Source organism: Arthrobacter sp. P1_B11 (genome assembly GCF_056406715.1).
Genome location: NZ_JBFTZQ010000009.1, coordinates 88,147 through 104,390 on the forward strand (window position 1 = coordinate 88,147; position 16,244 = coordinate 104,390).

14 protein-coding genes are annotated in these 16,244 nt (G+C 58.4%); 5 read left to right on the top strand and 9 right to left on the bottom strand.

Annotation, left to right across the window (positions count from 1 at the left end):
• Positions 1 to 9 precede the first annotated feature (9 nt).
• The gene (gene paaE / locus AC1D14_RS09685) at positions 10 to 1,248 is read left to right on the top strand and encodes a 1,2-phenylacetyl-CoA epoxidase subunit PaaE (protein ID WP_476968366.1); all 1,239 of its coding nucleotides are present in this window, start codon (positions 10 to 12) and stop codon (positions 1,246 to 1,248) included.
• Between the two features lie 72 nt (positions 1,249 to 1,320).
• Positions 1,321 to 2,100: an enoyl-CoA hydratase/isomerase family protein gene (locus tag AC1D14_RS09690; protein WP_476968436.1), complete on the top strand. Its 780-nt coding sequence runs from the start codon at positions 1,321 to 1,323 to the stop codon at positions 2,098 to 2,100.
• Between the two features lie 12 nt (positions 2,101 to 2,112).
• On the opposite strand, the gene AC1D14_RS09695 is transcribed toward AC1D14_RS09690, so the two are convergent.
• Positions 2,113 to 2,571, bottom strand: a complete 459-nt coding sequence (locus tag AC1D14_RS09695; RefSeq protein ID WP_476968367.1) for a VanZ family protein — start codon at positions 2,569 to 2,571, stop codon at positions 2,113 to 2,115.
• An 87-nt stretch (positions 2,572 to 2,658) separates the two neighbouring features.
• Between AC1D14_RS09695 and galU the strand changes: the two genes are divergently transcribed.
• A complete protein-coding gene (gene galU / locus AC1D14_RS09700) occupies positions 2,659 to 3,552 on the top strand; it encodes a UTP--glucose-1-phosphate uridylyltransferase GalU (protein ID WP_476968368.1) in 894 nt (297 codons plus the stop codon).
• 101 nt (positions 3,553 to 3,653) lie between these two features.
• On the opposite strand, the gene AC1D14_RS09705 is transcribed toward galU, so the two are convergent.
• From AC1D14_RS09705 to AC1D14_RS09735, 7 genes are all read right to left on the bottom strand, one after another.
• The gene (locus AC1D14_RS09705) at positions 3,654 to 4,286 is read right to left on the bottom strand and encodes an LPXTG cell wall anchor domain-containing protein (protein WP_476968369.1); all 633 of its coding nucleotides are present in this window, start codon (positions 4,284 to 4,286) and stop codon (positions 3,654 to 3,656) included.
• A 168-nt stretch (positions 4,287 to 4,454) separates the two neighbouring features.
• Positions 4,455 to 5,996 (bottom strand): DUF4012 domain-containing protein, encoded by a 1,542-nt coding sequence (locus tag AC1D14_RS09710; protein ID WP_476968370.1) that lies wholly within the window; start codon positions 5,994 to 5,996, stop codon positions 4,455 to 4,457.
• 332 nt (positions 5,997 to 6,328) lie between these two features.
• Positions 6,329 to 7,642 carry a UDP-glucose dehydrogenase family protein gene (locus AC1D14_RS09715; RefSeq protein ID WP_476968371.1) on the bottom strand — a complete coding sequence of 438 codons (1,314 nt, stop codon included), beginning with the start codon at positions 7,640 to 7,642 and terminating at the stop codon, positions 6,329 to 6,331.
• Positions 7,643 to 7,688: 46 nt separating this feature from the next.
• On the bottom strand, positions 7,689 to 9,125 hold the full coding sequence (locus AC1D14_RS09720) for a sugar transferase (protein ID WP_476968372.1): 1,437 nt from the start codon (positions 9,123 to 9,125) through the stop codon (positions 7,689 to 7,691).
• Between the two features lie 58 nt (positions 9,126 to 9,183).
• The gene (locus AC1D14_RS09725) at positions 9,184 to 10,158 is read right to left on the bottom strand and encodes a GDP-L-fucose synthase family protein (RefSeq protein ID WP_476968373.1); all 975 of its coding nucleotides are present in this window, start codon (positions 10,156 to 10,158) and stop codon (positions 9,184 to 9,186) included.
• Positions 10,158 to 11,186, bottom strand: a complete 1,029-nt coding sequence (gene gmd / locus AC1D14_RS09730) for a GDP-mannose 4,6-dehydratase (RefSeq protein ID WP_476968374.1) — start codon at positions 11,184 to 11,186, stop codon at positions 10,158 to 10,160. Before gmd ends, AC1D14_RS09725 begins: the two co-directional genes overlap by 1 nt.
• Before the next feature lie 34 nt (positions 11,187 to 11,220).
• The gene (locus AC1D14_RS09735; RefSeq protein ID WP_476968375.1) at positions 11,221 to 12,465 is read right to left on the bottom strand and encodes a glycosyltransferase family 4 protein; all 1,245 of its coding nucleotides are present in this window, start codon (positions 12,463 to 12,465) and stop codon (positions 11,221 to 11,223) included.
• A gap of 667 nt (positions 12,466 to 13,132) precedes the next feature.
• On the opposite strand from AC1D14_RS09735, the gene AC1D14_RS09740 reads away from it, so the two are divergent.
• Together AC1D14_RS09740 and AC1D14_RS09745 are read left to right on the top strand one after the other, a co-directional pair.
• Positions 13,133 to 14,200 carry a glycosyltransferase family 4 protein gene (locus tag AC1D14_RS09740; RefSeq protein ID WP_476968376.1) on the top strand — a complete coding sequence of 356 codons (1,068 nt, stop codon included), beginning with the start codon at positions 13,133 to 13,135 and terminating at the stop codon, positions 14,198 to 14,200.
• Positions 14,197 to 15,423, top strand: coding sequence for a glycosyltransferase family 4 protein (locus tag AC1D14_RS09745; protein WP_476968377.1), 1,227 nt, complete (start codon positions 14,197 to 14,199; stop codon positions 15,421 to 15,423). Before AC1D14_RS09740 ends, AC1D14_RS09745 begins: the two co-directional genes overlap by 4 nt.
• 279 nt (positions 15,424 to 15,702) lie before the next feature.
• Here AC1D14_RS09745 and AC1D14_RS09750 read toward each other — a convergent pair whose 3' ends face one another.
• The gene (locus AC1D14_RS09750) at positions 15,703 to 16,035 is read right to left on the bottom strand and encodes a hypothetical protein (protein WP_476968378.1); all 333 of its coding nucleotides are present in this window, start codon (positions 16,033 to 16,035) and stop codon (positions 15,703 to 15,705) included.
• Positions 16,036 to 16,244: the final 209 nt, after the last annotated feature.

Here is a 16,244-nt window from a genome sequence, read left to right on the forward strand (position 1 = left end):
GAATCTCCCATGCCCGTTGTCCGCCAGACTGCCGCCGAATCGGCGCAGGCCACCGGCCGCCGTCGTCCGTCCTTCCACACCCTCACCGTCGCGGAGGTGCGCCGGCTCACCGAGGACGCCATTGAGGTGACCTTCGCGGTGCCGGCCGAACTGGCCGGCCGGTTCGACTACCTGCCGGGCCAGTACGTGGCCCTGCGCACCACGCTGCCGGATGAGAACGGCGAGCCGAAGGAGATCCGGCGCAGCTACTCGATCTGCGCCGAGCCGCGGAGCTTCGCGGACGGCACCAGCGAGATCCGGGTGGCCGTCAAGAAGGACCTGGGCGGGCTGTTCTCCACGTGGGCTAACGCCGAGCTGAAGGCCGGGGGCACCCTGGACGTGATGAGCCCCATGGGCGCGTTCGTCTCCAAGCACGGCCGGGACGGCCAGGCCGTGGACCAGAACGTCATGAACTCCATGAACCGCCCCCAGCAGATGGCAAGCGAGCTGGCGGGGGAGCCGGGCAGTTTCGTGGCGATTGCCGCGGGCTCGGGCATCACACCGGTGATCGCGATCGCCCGCACGCTGCTGGCCGCGAACCCGGAGACCCGCTTCGACCTGATCTACGCCAACAAGGCGGCCATGGACGTGATGTTCCTGGAGGAGCTCGCGGACCTGAAGGACAGGTACCCGTCGCGCCTGGCGCTGCACCACGTGCTGTCCCGCGAGCAGCGCATCGCGCCGCTGCTGAGCGGCAGGATCGACGCCGAGAAGCTCCGGGCGCTGCTGGGCACCGCCATCCACGCGGACGACGTGGACGAGTGGTTCCTGTGCGGGCCGTTCGAGCTGGTGCAGCTGTGCCGGGACACCCTGGCCGAGCGCGGCGTGAAGCCGGAGCATGTCCGGTTCGAGCTGTTCACCTCCGGCAAGCCTGACCGCCCCGAGGGCAACGCCGGCCGTCCCGTCATCGAGGACGAGTCCAAGGAGACGTACAAGATTACGTTCAAGCTGGACGGCCTGCAGGGCGACGTGGCCAGCCCCACGCATGCCCGCGAGTCCATCCTCAACGCGGCGCTGCGGGTCCGCCCGGACGTGCCGTTCGCGTGCGCCGGGGGAGTGTGCGGCACGTGCCGCGCCAAGGTGGTCACCGGCACCGTGACCATGGACGAAAACTATGCGCTGGAGCAGGATGAACTGGACAAGGGCTATGTCCTGACCTGCCAGTCCCACCCGACGAGCAAAGAAGTCACAGTCGACTTCGACGTGTAGCGCTGGTTGAGCCTGTCGAGACCAAGACCCGCTGATTGAGCTTGTCGAAACCAAAGCAGAATCGAGAAAATGATGATCTCCCTCTCCTTCGCCGACGGCATCGCAGAAGTCGTCCTCGACGCCCCTTACAAGCTGAACTCGCTCGACGAGCAGGCGCTCCGGGATTTAGCACAGGCGTACGACGACGCCGCTGCCGCCGCCTCGCGCGGTGAGGTGCGGGCCCTGCTGCTCAGGGGAGAGGGGCGCGCCTTCTGCGCGGGCCGGGACATCGCCGGCGTCACGCCGGAGAACGACGACGCCGAGGCGTACCTGGGCGGCCTGGTGCAGCCGCTGCTGCAGCAGATGAGCTCGTTCCCGGCTCCGACGTTCGCAGCTGCACAGGGCGCATGCCTGGGCGTGGGGCTGGGCCTGCTGCTGGCCACGGACGTGGTCTACGTGGCGGAGAACGCGAAGTTCGGCTCGCCGTTCGCCAAGCTCGGCGCCACGCTGGATTCGGGCGGGCACTGGTACTTCACCGAGCGGCTGGGAATGCACCGGACGCTGGACCTGATCTACACGGCGGAGCTGATGACGGGCGCCGAGGCGGTGGCGAAGGGAATGTTCAGCAGGGCGATGCCGGCGGACGAGCTTCTCGAGTCCACACGGGCCATCGTGGCGAAGGTAGCGACGGGGGCGACCGGTGCGTTCAAGGCGAGCAAGGAACTGGTGGCGCACATCCGCGACCAGCGCCTGGGACTGTGGACTTCGATGCAGGAAGAGAATTCCGAGCAAGCGCGGCTGTGCAAGAGCGAGGACTATGCCGAGGGCTTCCGGGCGTTCCAAGAGAAGCGCGAGCCCAAGTTCGCTGGTTGAGCTTGTCGAAACCTACCGCCGGTTGAGCTTGTCGAAACCAGTCTGTCGGAACCAGTCCTCAAGCACACCTAAAACCCAAATCCCCAACATCGCGCCCGCCGTATTGGCAACGATATCCATCGCACTCGAGAACCTGTCGTGCAGGAAAAGTTGCTGCCCCAACTCCATACAGCAGGACGCCGCGAACCCGGCAAGGACAATCCGTCCGCGGTGGAAAGTCGGAAATGCCAATGCGGCGAGGACTCCGATCGGCGCAAACATGAGGATGTTGGACGAAAATTCCACGAAGTTGTAGTTGATCAACTCTGGCAGCCCAGCTGCATGCAGGGCAAACAGCACCGTCTGCAGGCGCCCCGCGACCGGCCGGTCAACAGGGGTGGGCCAGAACGCCACGAGAGCGAGTCCAGCCAGGTACAGGGCCAGAAGCGCTCGTGCCGGGAGCACTGCTCCTGCCTGACGCCATTTCCCCATACATACGAACTTACGCGAGCCTCGAATAGGGCCGAAATCTGTGGCCCAAAATTTCGCATTTTGCAAGTCAATTTGTAGGGTTCAGTCATGACAACGTTGGGGAAATCAGTCCGTAAAGCCGTTATTCCGGCAGCAGGTTTGGGCACGCGCTTCCTGCCTGCCACCAAGGCGATGCCGAAAGAGATGCTGCCGGTGGTCGACGCGCCGGCGATTCAGTATGTGGTCGAGGAAGCCGTCGCGTCTGGTCTGAGCGACGTCCTCATGATCACCGGACGCAGCAAACGCGCACTGGAGGATCATTTCGACAGCGCGCCCGACTTGGAGCGCACCCTCGAGGTAAAGGGCGATCAGGCCCGTCTGGACGCCGTTCAGCACGCCTCCGGTCTGGGACCCATCCACTATGTGCGCCAGGGTGAGCCGAAGGGTTTGGGCCACGCAGTCCTGTGCGGCCGTCAGCACGTCGGCGACGAGCCGTTCGCAGTCCTGCTGGGCGATGACCTGATCGACGAGCGGGACGAGCTTCTGACCACGATGATGGAGGTCCAGGCGAAGACGGGCGGCTCGGTGATCGCGCTGATCGAGGTGGAGCCCTCCCAGATCAGCGCCTACGGCTGCGCGGACATTTCGGCGATTGACGGCGAGGACTACGTCCGCGTCAACAGCTTGGTGGAAAAGCCTTCTGTTGAGGAGGCGCCGTCCAACCTGGCCGTCATCGGCCGCTACGTCCTGCATCCGGCGGTGTTCGATGTTCTAGAGGACACCGCACCTGGCCGTGGCGGCGAGATCCAGTTGACTGACGCCCTCCAGACGCTTGCTGCGGGGGAGGGGGAAGGCTCCGGGGTTTACGGCGTAGTTTTCCGCGGCCGCCGCTACGACACTGGCGACAAGCTGAGCTACCTGAAAGCCGTTATTACTCTGGCCTCTGAACGAGCGGAGTTCGGCGAGGACCTGAAGTCCTGGATGAAGGAATTCAACAGCTAAAGCACACAAAATCCGAACGGAAAATGCCCGACGCGAATCTCGCATCGGGCATTTTTTCACTTAGGCGGGGGTGTCGGGACAAAAAACAAAGAGGCGGTTTGTTATACCGAGTTGCGGAGGACCAACCGCCAAAAGGAGAACATTGTATCAGCGTTGGCACGGCGGCGAACTACAACCACCGAGGCAGCGCCAGCTACCAGTGCGCCGCCACCGACCAGTGACCACAGGATGAGGCTGGAGTCAGCACCGGTGTTGGCCAAGCCAGCACCCGCGTTGGCACCGCTGTTGGACAGGTCGGCTGCAGCGCCTTCGACGGTGACAGTCTGGGTTGCAACCTTGCCGGAGGTAACGCCGGTTGCAGTCAGCGTGTAGACGCCAGATTCGCTAAGAGTCAGCGGAAAAGCGAATGCGCCGTTTGCGTCAGCAGTAGCGCTGAACTCCTGCGCGGCCAATACAACGTTGATCTTGCTGGGTACTGAACGGCTAGGCCCGCCGGCAATGCTTGCTCCGGTAGATGCCGGGCGGGCGCCAGGCGTTACGCGGATGATGAGTCGTTCGCCAGCCAGGAAGCCCCGGCCGGAGAAAGTGAAGGATTCGCCCGGGCCGACCACGCCGTCAGAAACGGCAGAGTTGGCCCGCGGCGCGGGATACGGTGCGTTCACGGCGACCGCCGGAACGGCGGCGGTGAGTGCGAAAGTGCCCGCGAGCGCGAGCGCAGCAATAGACTTCTTCAATTTGTCCCCCTGAGACCTTTTAACACGGATGTCACATTATTGTGGAGATTCCCCATCCCCATGTGACCGTGGGGTGAATCTCGTTGTCTTGCCCAAAGAGAGGTTACCATCCCGATGGGGGTGCCTCCAAAGTGAATCCAAACACTTTACATACTGTTAATGGGATGGCTACGCAGCCGGAACGCAGTTTTCTGAGACCGTGTCCAAAAGGACGTCCTTCAGCGGCTGAACCGTGGGCGTCACGGCTAGTTTAGGCTCAGTATGCTGCACAATTTTGCCGAACGTAAACTCGACTGTGCTGCTTTGCCCGGGTGCGAGGGCGACTGTCGTTGAGCCAACTGGGCGACCGCTGTGCTGCTGAGACGAAAAACCGGCCTTCCTGCCGTCAACAACTGCGCTTTCCACATTGGACTGGATGGGCCCGTAGGCGATGACGTTCGTCTGGACACTTCCCGCTGGAACGCCGAACGCGCCTCCACCAGTCACGTATTTAGGCAGGGAGGTGGCAGCGTCCTTCGAGGCGGTGTTGGTGCTGGTAACACGCACCTTCACTTGGGAGTAGCCGTCAGCCGGGCACTCCTTGATGAGTTGCACAGTCCTCTTCACGTGATAATCCATTTTGGCTCCCGTACCGTCGTTGAAGTAGACCCCGAACTGCGCCGGGGAAATGCTGGCGCCAGTGATTGAGCCGCCCAACGGGTATTGAGAGATTACAGATTCCTCATCGGCCTTGGAGGACCAAAGGAGGATTCTGCGTTCGGACGCGCCACGAGCTAGTCCGTCGATGAGCTTCTTGGTATCGCCACTTCCGGCTGAGAGCTTTGTGAAGATTTCCTCGGCGACACCGGCGAAGTACACATCCTGCATATTAGGCTCGGGGATTTTCGAGTAGACATCTGAAAGCAATGTAGGAACCACATTCTTTGCCGTGAGCTCCGTGGGCAGAGCGTCACGTGCGACCTCCCGCGTTAGCGGATCACTGATGTGGACGGGGCCTGTGGCGTCAAGTACGTATGCGAGGGCAACGGGGTCTATTGAAAGAACACCGTCTAGTTGCTCCCCTTTTTCTGTTTTCCACATAGCTTGTGCGGTCTCGGCCGCGGACGGGAAGTCAGGAGTGAGATTGACGTCCTGCATGAATTTGCCGAGGCGCGCGGAATAGATATGACTCTGCTCAGGATCCACGCTCACCACTGGATCAAAGGCCCCCATGGCGCTTGCGCTGGTTTGCGAATCCAGTGAGAGCTTTCCTTTGGCAACGTTTAGAACAGCCAGGGCACCAGGAATGCCGCCCGTAGCGCGTGCCTCGGCGTTGTTCTGGATGAGCAAGAGGTAGCGCCGCGAGGACTGCTCGCCCATCATCGCCGGCAGCACATTGGACGCGTCGGCGGCGGAGTCGAGACCGTCGCGTAACCCACTGAGTTGTTCGCGGGCCTGGATAAGTGGGGCTGAAATCTGTGGCAACAATGCGTCGGCGTCGATACCATTCAGCCGATCTGAGGATTGACGCACCGCTTGAGCCGCAGAAGCAAGCTTGGGTTGTGCAGCGGCTAGCGGCTTTAGATCCAGTCCCTGCCCGTTTGGCAACAGCGACTTCCAGTCGAGCGACTTGAAGATGCTCACTAACGGTGCGGCACCTAATTGGGCGACGTCGTCAGCCGATGTCGCGACCTCGCTGGTGGCTTGAAAGTTGGCTCCGAACCAAGGCATTGCCCCAGCCATAGTCCAGAGTGGGTCGGCGGCCGCCTCGCGTGCTCTTGAAGTATGCTCCTTAAGATCTGTAACGGTAGTTACTGCTGCGGTTGAGTCGTCACGAAATACGTCGTCCCGGAGCTGCGGAACAAGTTGGTTAGCCGCACTCAGCTCAGTACTGATGGTGGTGGCCTTGAATCCAAGCCATGCAGCGCTCCCTAATGCCAAGACCGCCGCCAGGGACAGCCACATGGCCGCTAGCAGAAGCCGACGGCGGCGCGGCTTTGGCGGCTTGGCGTTGAGGCCGCTGTCGCTTGCACCGGATCCTGCGACCTGCGAACCTGACACCTCTACGCCCGCCCTAGTCCACGGTAGGTCCAGCCGGCCGCCCGCCATTTTCCGGGGTCCAAGACATTTCGACCGTCGAGAATACGGGGCGAACTCACTTGGTTCAGTAGCGCATACGGATCCAGGTTTCGGTATTGCTCCCATTCGGTCAGAAGGAGCAAGGCGTGAGCCTTTGAAATCGCGGCAGACATCTCTGGTTCGAATTGCAGCTCTGGGAATCGCTTTGCAGCATTGTGAAGTGCTTTCGGATCGGTCACCGTCACCACGGCTCCCTGCAGTTGGAGCTGGGCAGCGATGCTGAGTGCCGGTGAATCCCGGACGTCGTCACTTTCAGGTTTGAAGGCAGCGCCAAGGACCGTGATCCGCTGGCCAAGTAGTGTGCCGTCAAAGAGCTCGCGTGTCAGTTCTACGACTCGCGTTCTACGACGCATGTTGATGGCATCGACTTCGCGCAGAAAGGTCAATGCTTGATCTGCACCGAGTTCTCCGGCGCGGGCCATGAACGCTCGGATGTCCTTGGGAAGGCATCCGCCGCCAAATCCGATTCCTGCGTTGAGGAACTTTCTTCCGATTCGGTCATCCATACCGATAGCGTCCGCGAGGCTCGTGACATCTGCTCCGGAAGCTTCGCAGACTTCGGCCATGGCATTAATGAATGAGATCTTTGTGGCCAGAAAGGAGTTTGCGGCAGCCTTGACGAGTTCAGCGGTGGGGTGGTCAGTGACGAGTCGCGGGGTACCTGCTTCCAAAGGCGACGCGTACACGTCATCAAGGACGCCGACCGCGGGATGATCCTCGGAACCACCTGGAACGCCATAGACGAATCGGTCAGGATGAAGGGTATCCGCGACGGCATGGCCTTCACGGAGAAATTCTGGATTCCACACGAGGTGTGAAGTAGGTTCCCGGTCCTGCACCAGCTCAGCCAGACGAGCAGCTGTGCCTACAGGAACCGTTGATTTTCCGACGACCACGTTGCCGGGGGCCAAGTGAGGCAATAGCGCAGAGGTTGCGGCATCAACGTAAGTCATGTCGGCGCCGTTTTCCCCCTTCTTCTGCGGGGTGCCCACGCAGATGAAGTGAACCTCACTGCCAGCCGCGGCCGACATATCGGTTGTAAAGGATAGTCGGCCGGTCTCCTGGACTTCTCGAAGAAGCTCGTCCAGCCCTGGTTCATAAAAGGGCGCCCGGGCTGCCGAGAGCTCGAGGATCTTTCGCTCGTCTACGTCGATGCCTACAACTTCGTGTCCGAGCTTCGCCATGCAGGCAGCATGTACGGCACCCAGGTACCCGCAACCAATTACTGAAATGCGCATATTCATGTTTCCTTCCCCAAGAGGGCGGTCGTCCGCGAGGGACGTGCTAAAAGGCGCCTGTGCTGTGAAATACAGCGCGGACGGTCCGCAAGATGATGATCAGATCGCCGGCCAATGACCAGTTCTCCACGTAGTAAAGATCAAGGCGCACAGAGTCCTGCCATGAAAGGTTCGACCGCCCGCTGACCTGCCAAAGCCCGGTCAGGCCAGGCTTCACCAGCAGTCTGCGGCGTACGTCCTGCTCGTAGGCTTCGACTTCAATCGGCAAGGGTGGTCGCGGTCCAACAAGGCTCATTGAGCCAGCAAGTATGTTGAATAGCTGCGGGAGTTCGTCAAGGCTGTACTTGCGGAGGATGCGACCCACACGGGTAATTCTGGGGTCGTTCTTGATTTTGAATAGGACGCCGTTGCCCTCATTGCGATCTGACAATGCGGCCAACTGATCTTCTGCGTTGGCCACCATTGAGCGGAATTTGAGCATGTTGAAATGCGTTCCCTCAATTCCCACGCGCACTTGCTTGAAAAGCACCGGCCCATGGCTCTCCGATTTGACCAAAATGGCGACGATTACCATAATGGGCGCGGCCAACAATATCAAAGCGCCCGAGACTACGACGTCGAACAAGCGCTTAGCGACGCGCTGCCCACCTTCGAGCGTTGGCGTTGTCACATGTATGAGAGGCAAGCCGGCGACCTGTTGAGTATGGATCCGTGGGCCTGCGATGTCGGTGAGTGCCGGCGCCATGATTAGTCCCACGTTGCGCGATGCCAACTCCCATCCCAAATGTCGCAGGGTCTGCGGGTGCAGTTGAACGCCTGCAGAGACAGCAACCGCGTCCGCACCACAGGCCTCGATGGCCTCAATTATCGATCGTGCTTCGGGCCTGTGGCCCAATACTGGTAGTCCAGACTCTGGCTCGAAGGCCTGTCCCTCGCTGGTCCCGGGCATGTAGGCAGCAATGGGGAGATACCCGGCGTGCTTGGCCCTGACCAGGGAAGCCGCCAGATGCGCCACAGCGCTCGGTCCCCCGAGTAGCAGCAGCCGAGACATGCTTTCACCACGCTGCCGGTTAATGTTGAGGTGCTGCCTGATCAGCCAGCGCCCCATAAGCAGGCCGAACAGTCCTGCCGGAAGAGCAACGCCGACGTATCCCCGCGCGGTGTCGACGCGGAGGACGTAGGAGACAATGGCGACCAGCCCAAATAACCAGAGCGAAGCCGCCGCGACGCGCTTATACTCGTCTGGTCCAGCGCCGAGAACGCGGCTTTGCCGGCTATTCCAAGCACCGAGCATCAGCCACCAGACCAAGGCAAGGGCAACGGAAAGCCACGCGTAGGTGAACTCTTGGCCGGCGACCACAAAATCCGGTTCAATACCGAACCGGATAATGAAGGCTCCGACCACAGCCCAGATGACTACGAATGCATCGACGACACCTAGGAGACGGGAAGACCGTCTACGCCAATCAGCGCCCGCAGACATCAAACTTCCCCCATTCAAAGCAATTCGCCGAGGCATCGGCGTGATGGACAAGCGTCGACTAAACCCGCAGGGATGCGAGGTTTTCCCGATACCAATCGACCGTTGTGCGAATTCCTTCTTGGAGTCCGATTGAAGCTGACCAGCCAGACACTGCGAGTTTAGATACGTCGAGCAACTTGCGCGGCGTCCCGTCAGGCTTGGAGGTGTCCCATTCGATGTTGCCCTGATATCCGACGGCTTCCGCGACCAGGGATGCGAGTTCCTTGATAGTGACGTCGGTCCCGGTCCCCACGTTGACCTGCGAGGGGCCATCATAGTTCTCCAAAAGATGGAGGCAGGCGGCGGCCATGTCATCAACATGAAGGAACTCTCGCCGCGGTGAGCCTGTTCCCCAGTTTGTTACAGTTGCGACTTCCGACTTGGCCGCTTCGTCGTAACGCCGGATTAGGGCAGGAAGAACGTGTGATCCATCGGCGGAGAAGTTGTCCCCCGGGCCATAAAGGTTAGTTGGCATTGCAGAAATCCAGGGAAGTGCATATTGCCTGCGGATCGCCTGGATCTGCATGATTCCCGCTATTTTGGCTATCGCATAGGCGTCATTAGTGGGTTCGAGATGCCCCGTGAGTAAAGATTCTTCCCGGATCGGTTGCTCAGCAAATTTGGGATAAATGCACGATGAGCCGAGGAAAAGCAGCCGTTCGATGCCGTATTTTCGGGCGGCGTCAAGTACGTTCACCTGGATCCGAAGGTTGTCGCTAAGGAAATCTACGGGGTACGTGTTGTTGGCAAGGATGCCGCCCACTTTCGCGGCAGCGAGGACAACGTAGCGAGGCTTGTTCTCCGCGAAGAAGGTAAAAACGTCTTCCCGGTTCTTCAGATCCAATTCCGAAGAGGTACGGCCGACGAGGTTTGTAAAGCCCGCGCTCTGGAGGTTTCGCCAAATCGCCGAGCCAACCAAGCCTCGGTGTCCGGCGACATAGAAAGTCGCCGAGCGGTCGAGTGCTGCAGGCGCGAAGTCGACGTCCACCGTCATCAGTTCTTCCAGCTGTCAAGATGAACAGTATCGATCCAGTGGTTGCCGGCGTGCTTCAGAGCTTCAATGTCAGCGTCCACCATGATGCGCGCGAGTTCGGGAGTGTGAACCGATGCTTTCCAGCCCAGTTTTTCCTGCGCTTTCGAGGCATCTCCAACTAGGGCATCAACTTCAGTGGGGCGGAGGTAGCGCTCGTCGAAGCGAACATGGTCTTCCCAGTTCAACCCAGCGTGTTCGAAGGAGATCTGGAGAAAATCGCGGACCGTGTAATTTCCGCCGGTCGCCAAGACAAAGTCGTCGGGCTCGTCTGCCTGGAGCATCCGCCACATGCCTTCCACGTATTCCGCTGCGTAGCCCCAGTCGCGTATCGCATCCAGGTTGCCCATGTACAGCAGATCTTGCTTGCCAGCCTTTATGGCGGCAACTGCGCGTGTGATCTTGCGAGTCACAAAGGTTTCACCCCGGCGGGGGGATTCGTGGTTGAAGAGGATCCCGTTTACTGCAAACATCCCGTAGGCCTCGCGGTAATTCTTGGTGATCCAGTAGCTGTAAACCTTCGCAGCGCCGTAGGGCGACCGCGGATAGAACGGGGTGTCTTCGTTCTGGGGAGGTGGCGTGGCGCCGAACATCTCCGAAGAAGAGGCTTGGTAGAACTTAGTGTCGATGCCCGACATGCGTACGGCCTCAAGAAGACGAATTGTGCCGACGCCCGTGGTATCGGCAGTGTGCTCAGGTTCGTCGAAGGAGACCCGGACATGTGACTGGGCGGCCAAGTTGTACACTTCATCTGGCTTTATTTCAGCTAGGAGTGTGACGAGTCGTGCCCCGTCGCTCAAGTCGCCATAGTGAAGGAAGAGCTTGGCCTTCGGGTCGTGAGGATCTACATAGAGGTGGTCGACGCGAGCTGTGTTGAACGTAGAAGCACGGCGGATCAGACCGTGAACTTCGTAGCCCTTGCTGAGCAAGAGTTCCGCGAGGTACGAACCATCCTGGCCCGTGATCCCCGTTATTAGTGCGCGCTTTGTCATTGTGCCCCCAGAAGCAAAAGAAGAGTCGCGCAGCTTAGCGGCCGCGCGACGATGCCAGACTCGTGATGAAATTATCATAGTGGCCGATGGCAGTTCCCTCTGACAATGTTTCATGCCTGAAACGGAGACCGTTGTCTCCAAGGGCTTTGGCCCTTACCTTGTCCCGTCCAAGTTCTTCCGCAATTTTCAGTAGGGCTGCCGGGTCCGCCGCGTCGACTCGGACGCCGCCTCCTGATATGGCCACTTCGTTAGCAGTAACACTGTCCGGATCGGTCGCGGCGATCACCGGAACGCCAGCGTTAAAGTAGGAGGTTAGTTTGCTGGGGACTGCCATGTCCTTCACCCCGGGGAGTTCGTTCACAAGCAAAGCATCGGCGGCCGCGAGGGCGACCATGAAATCGTGTCCAGGTAGGGGTGCAATAAAATCGATGCGATCGAGGCCCTCCGACATGGACATCAATTTCTTTTTTTGATTTCCATCGCCCAAGAGAACAAACCGCACCGAGCTGTTTGTCTCTTGAGCCAGTCGAGCAGCGGCTATGACGTTTTCGAGCCCCTGCTTCTTTCCCATGTTGCCGGCATGCAAAACGACCACGTCCTCGGCGGTCCAGCCCAACCTCGCACGGAGCTCGCGACATCCTACTGACGGAGACGAGGGCAAATGAGTCCAGTTTCGAATGACTCGCACCTGCGTCGGGAGTAAACCGAGAGTTTCCACCATGTAGCGCTGGAACCGGTCGTGTATCGCAACCACGCCGTCCGATGAGCCCAAAATTGCGGACTCTATTGCCGTCATTATCCGCCCCAGAGTGTCACCACCGCTGCCAGTTTCGACAACTCCACGGCCGTAGAGATCCTGGACCCAGACGCAAGTGGCGGGCTTATCCCGCTGAAGACGAGCGCGAACGAGGCCGAAGGCACTTGAGAAGAGCGCCGGGCTGACTAGCAGTACAACGTCTGGCCTGTTCCAACGGGCAAACAAGAGTCTGACTCCGAAGCTGAGCTCCATACACATCCGGCTCAGAGTGTTTGGCTTGGACGGTACGAAGTGACGAAGGCGAACCAGTTGCACGCCTCCCTTCTCCTCAGTCATAGAAAGGCCGGTATAGCCCTCAGATATCCGCCACGCCGGATAATGAGGGTAGCCTGTGATGACGCGCACCTGATGGCCGGCAGAAGCAAGGCCTTGGGCGAGGCTCGTCGTATAGGGCGCGTTGCCCGTGGTCTCAGGGGCAAAGTTAAGGGCTAGTATCGTAACGCGAAGGTTATGCCGTTTCACAGGTGCAACAATAGCGGTAACGACTGGTTGGGCAGTAAGCAGGGGGATAAATGAACATTCCGGAGAGCGGCAACCTGTCCAGCGTTCCTGTTGTAGACCTTTCAAATGCGCCAGGTGAGGGTGCGACTTGGGGGCGCCCGCGGTTCTTTGTGTACCTCTGGGCAATGGTCGAGGTCCTCATAGTCACAAACCCGCTGCAGATAAGTTCCCGCTTACGAGTTGCTGTTCTGCGAGTATTCGGAGCGCAGATTGGCCGTCAAGTGATCTTCCGGCCCCGGACACGAGTGAAGTTCCCGTGGAAACTGCAAATAGGGGACAGGTCTTGGATCGGGGAAGGCGTCTGGATTCACAACCAAGATTTTGTTGTCATCGGGAATGACGTTGTTATTTCACAAGAGACTTTCATCACAACCGGTAGTCATTCTCATCGAAAAAATATGGCCCTTGTTACGTCGCCCATAACGGTCGCTGACGGAACCTGGGTGACGACACGATGCATGATATTAGGCGGGACCTCCATTGGTAAGTCCTCATTGGTCACTCCTATGAGCCTAGTCAAAGGCTCGCACGAAGCGAATGCCATCTTGTCTGGAAATCCAGCAATCAAAACTGGCGTTCGCTTCAAAATCGGAGATCCAACCGATGAAAGTTGACGTCAGAGAGAGCTATGCCTGAATACGTTATGAGCTTCGCGTCACTTGGCGCCTATCGCCTTGAAGCGATGAAGATAGTCCAGGATCATTTTGGATCTTCACTCAACATTTATGCGGGCGCAGCCCAAGACCCCGCCATTCGTGTGATCAGTCCTGATGATCTTAGATATGAAGTCGTAGGCACAAGACTCTTATTTAACCGCATTCTTGTTCAGCGGCTGCCATTAAAGAAGCTCCTTTCCTGCCGTGTACTCCTTCTCGATCTCAATCCGCGCATGCCTCACGTTTGGATTCTGGTGTTTCTGCGGCGCACCCTCAAGCGACCGACGGTTCTGTGGGGTCATGCATTCCCGCGTGCTGGGAAGCGTGCGGGGACAGAAGTGCTTCGCCGCACGCTTCGTTCAATAGCGTCCGGACTAGTAACCTACACGCGAAGCCAGGCAGTAGAGCTATCGCAAATTCACCCGAAGAAGACCATCAATGCTGCACCAAATGCTCTGTATCCAGCAAGAGATTTCGTCTTTGATGATTGTGCACAACGTGATTCATTTGTCTTCGTAGGTCGTCTCATTGCCTCAAAGAAGCCACGGATTCTATTAGAGGCTTTCGAGCGGGTACATTCCATCAGGCCCGATCTTAGGCTAGTAATAGTGGGCGATGGACCCGAAATGGGTTCACTTATCGAACTAGTTCAAAAATCGAAGCACCAGACCCAAATTGAGTTGCTTGGCCATATTGGTGATTATCAGACGCTCCGGTCTATCTATTCGCGTGCGATAGCAAGTGTTTCCCCGGGCTACGTTGGTTTGTCTGTCACGCAGAGCCTCAGCTTTGGTGTTCCCATGATCGTTTCCCGTGACGAACCTCATTCTCCCGAGATAGAGGCCGTAGAAGTGGGATGCAATGCTGAGTTCTTTGACACCGACGATGCAGAGGATCTGGCGCGCAAGGTTCTTCAATTTGCTTCGAATAAGACGACTTGGATGGAACTTGGCGCTAAGATCGCGGCAGATTGCCGAGATAGGTACAGTGCCGAGGTAATGGCGGACGGACTAATCCAGGCAATGGAAGCCGCAAAGTGAAGATTGCATACGTAGTCTCAGATCTTACGTATCCACCGCGTGAAGGGCTTCACCAGCAAACGATATTACTAATAGATGCTTTACAGCGCCGCGGCCATGAAGTGCATCTTTTTGGGTTCATCAAAGACTTGGAGAAGCTCGATGAGGTAGCTCTTCGATCCGAGAAGAACATCTATTTTCGGGCCCGCCCGGTGGCGAGCAGCTCGACCATGTTGCGTCAGGCGTTGTCGGAAGTTCAACGCAAGATGTTTCGCCTCTCCTCACCTTCGGCGGATTTTCTACAGCAACTGCACAACGGAGACTACGACGCTGTCCACCTCGAAGGAATCACGGCTTGTGTGGCCGCCGACAAGATGCTTTCAGCAAAAGCGGTACACAGCTTCGTCGATCCAGGCTCTCGACGGAACGTTCGGTTGGCCTACAACACACAAAGCATTGCGGCAAAACTAAGGCTATGGGCAGCCGCGGCGGCGCACTTCGCGATTGAGTCCTCCCTGCGGGCTAATGGCCGTATGTGGCACGTTGTCTCAGCGAGCGACCGTAGGTACCTTCGACAGGTTCATCGACATTCGAACGTCTACTCGATTCCGGTAATGTTGCCCCGGGACTTTGACGAGGTGCCGATCAATAACTCGGTGATGACGGATGTTGCTCAAAACGCTCCAAGAAGATTGCAGGTGCTGTTTTTCTGTGACCTTCGGCAAGAATACATGCGCCTTGCCCTGAGTTCATTCTTGGGCTCCGTGGCTCAAGTCAGCACTTTTGAGCCAAAACCGACTTACCGGGTGCTGGGTCGTGTCGCAAAGGATCCCTTGATCGAGTCCGCGTTCCAAGGGCTCGAATATGAACTGGTTCCCTGGGTGGAGGACTACCGCGTCACACTCACCGAGTGTGATCTGCTCGTGCTTCCGGACAGCGTGGGTACTGGACTCAAGAATCGCGCAATTCAAGGGCTGTGGGCAGGTGTGGCGGTATTGGGTTCCCCGGTAGCTTTCGAAGGAATCCCCGTAGTCCCGGAGGTCCATGCATCTGTTGCATCGACTGTCGAGGAGTTTCGGGAGCGATATTCCAGACTTCTCGAAGACGCCAGTCTGCGCCGGCGTCTTGGTGCCAACGGCCATCAGTTCGCAGTTGCAAATTTCTCGGAGTCATCCGTCGTTGATGCGTGGCTGACCTTGTATGAAAAGGTGGGTGATCGCGACGAGCTCAGTAATAATACGTGATCTAGATTTTGATGGGATTCGCGGCCACGAACATGACAACCAGAGGGAGAACTGAATCCGGTGACTAAATGTCTCGTCGTTCTAACTGCGGCCATTGAACCACGACAAGTTCCGTTCCTTGTACGGGCTGACCCAGAACTCCGACGCGCGGATTACCGATCTGCCTTACGGCACTATGCATCGGAGTTATCCCCTAAGTCGTTCAGTCTTGCCGTTGTTGAAAACTCCGGTGCGGAGATTGATGACCTGAAGAACATCGCTTCTGACTTGGGACACGACCTACATACGCTTTCGTATCGCGAGTCGGATGATGTGCAACGGCAAGGCAAGGGAAATGCTGAAGCAAAGATGTTCGATGCCGTGGCGGATGCCTTCCTGCGGGGCAACGAGAGATTCGACCGAGTGGCGAAGGTAACCGGGCGTCTTACTGTAAGGAACGTTCGCAGATTGTTGGAGGCGCCGCGCCCCGAACGGCACATCGGCGCTCGAATTAGGTTTGACCGCACTCAGCTGGATACAAGATTCTTCGTTACAGATTCTTTGACCTGGTGCGAATATTTCACTGGACTGGAAAAGTCTGTTAATGAGCCAGAAGGTGTCTTTCTCGAACACGTTGCAGCCCTCGCTTCGGCACGTGCAGTATTCGCTGGCGTTGAATGGAGCCAGCTCCGGCCCCAGCCCATAATCGCTGGCTATAGTGGGTCCACGGGATATCGCTATGGTGCAAAGCGGGAGCTCCTGTTGGATGGCGTCGCTTGGGGTGCCGGACGACTCTTAAAGCGGCACTACGTCTAGGAGGCGCATCATGTGCTTATTTTTTA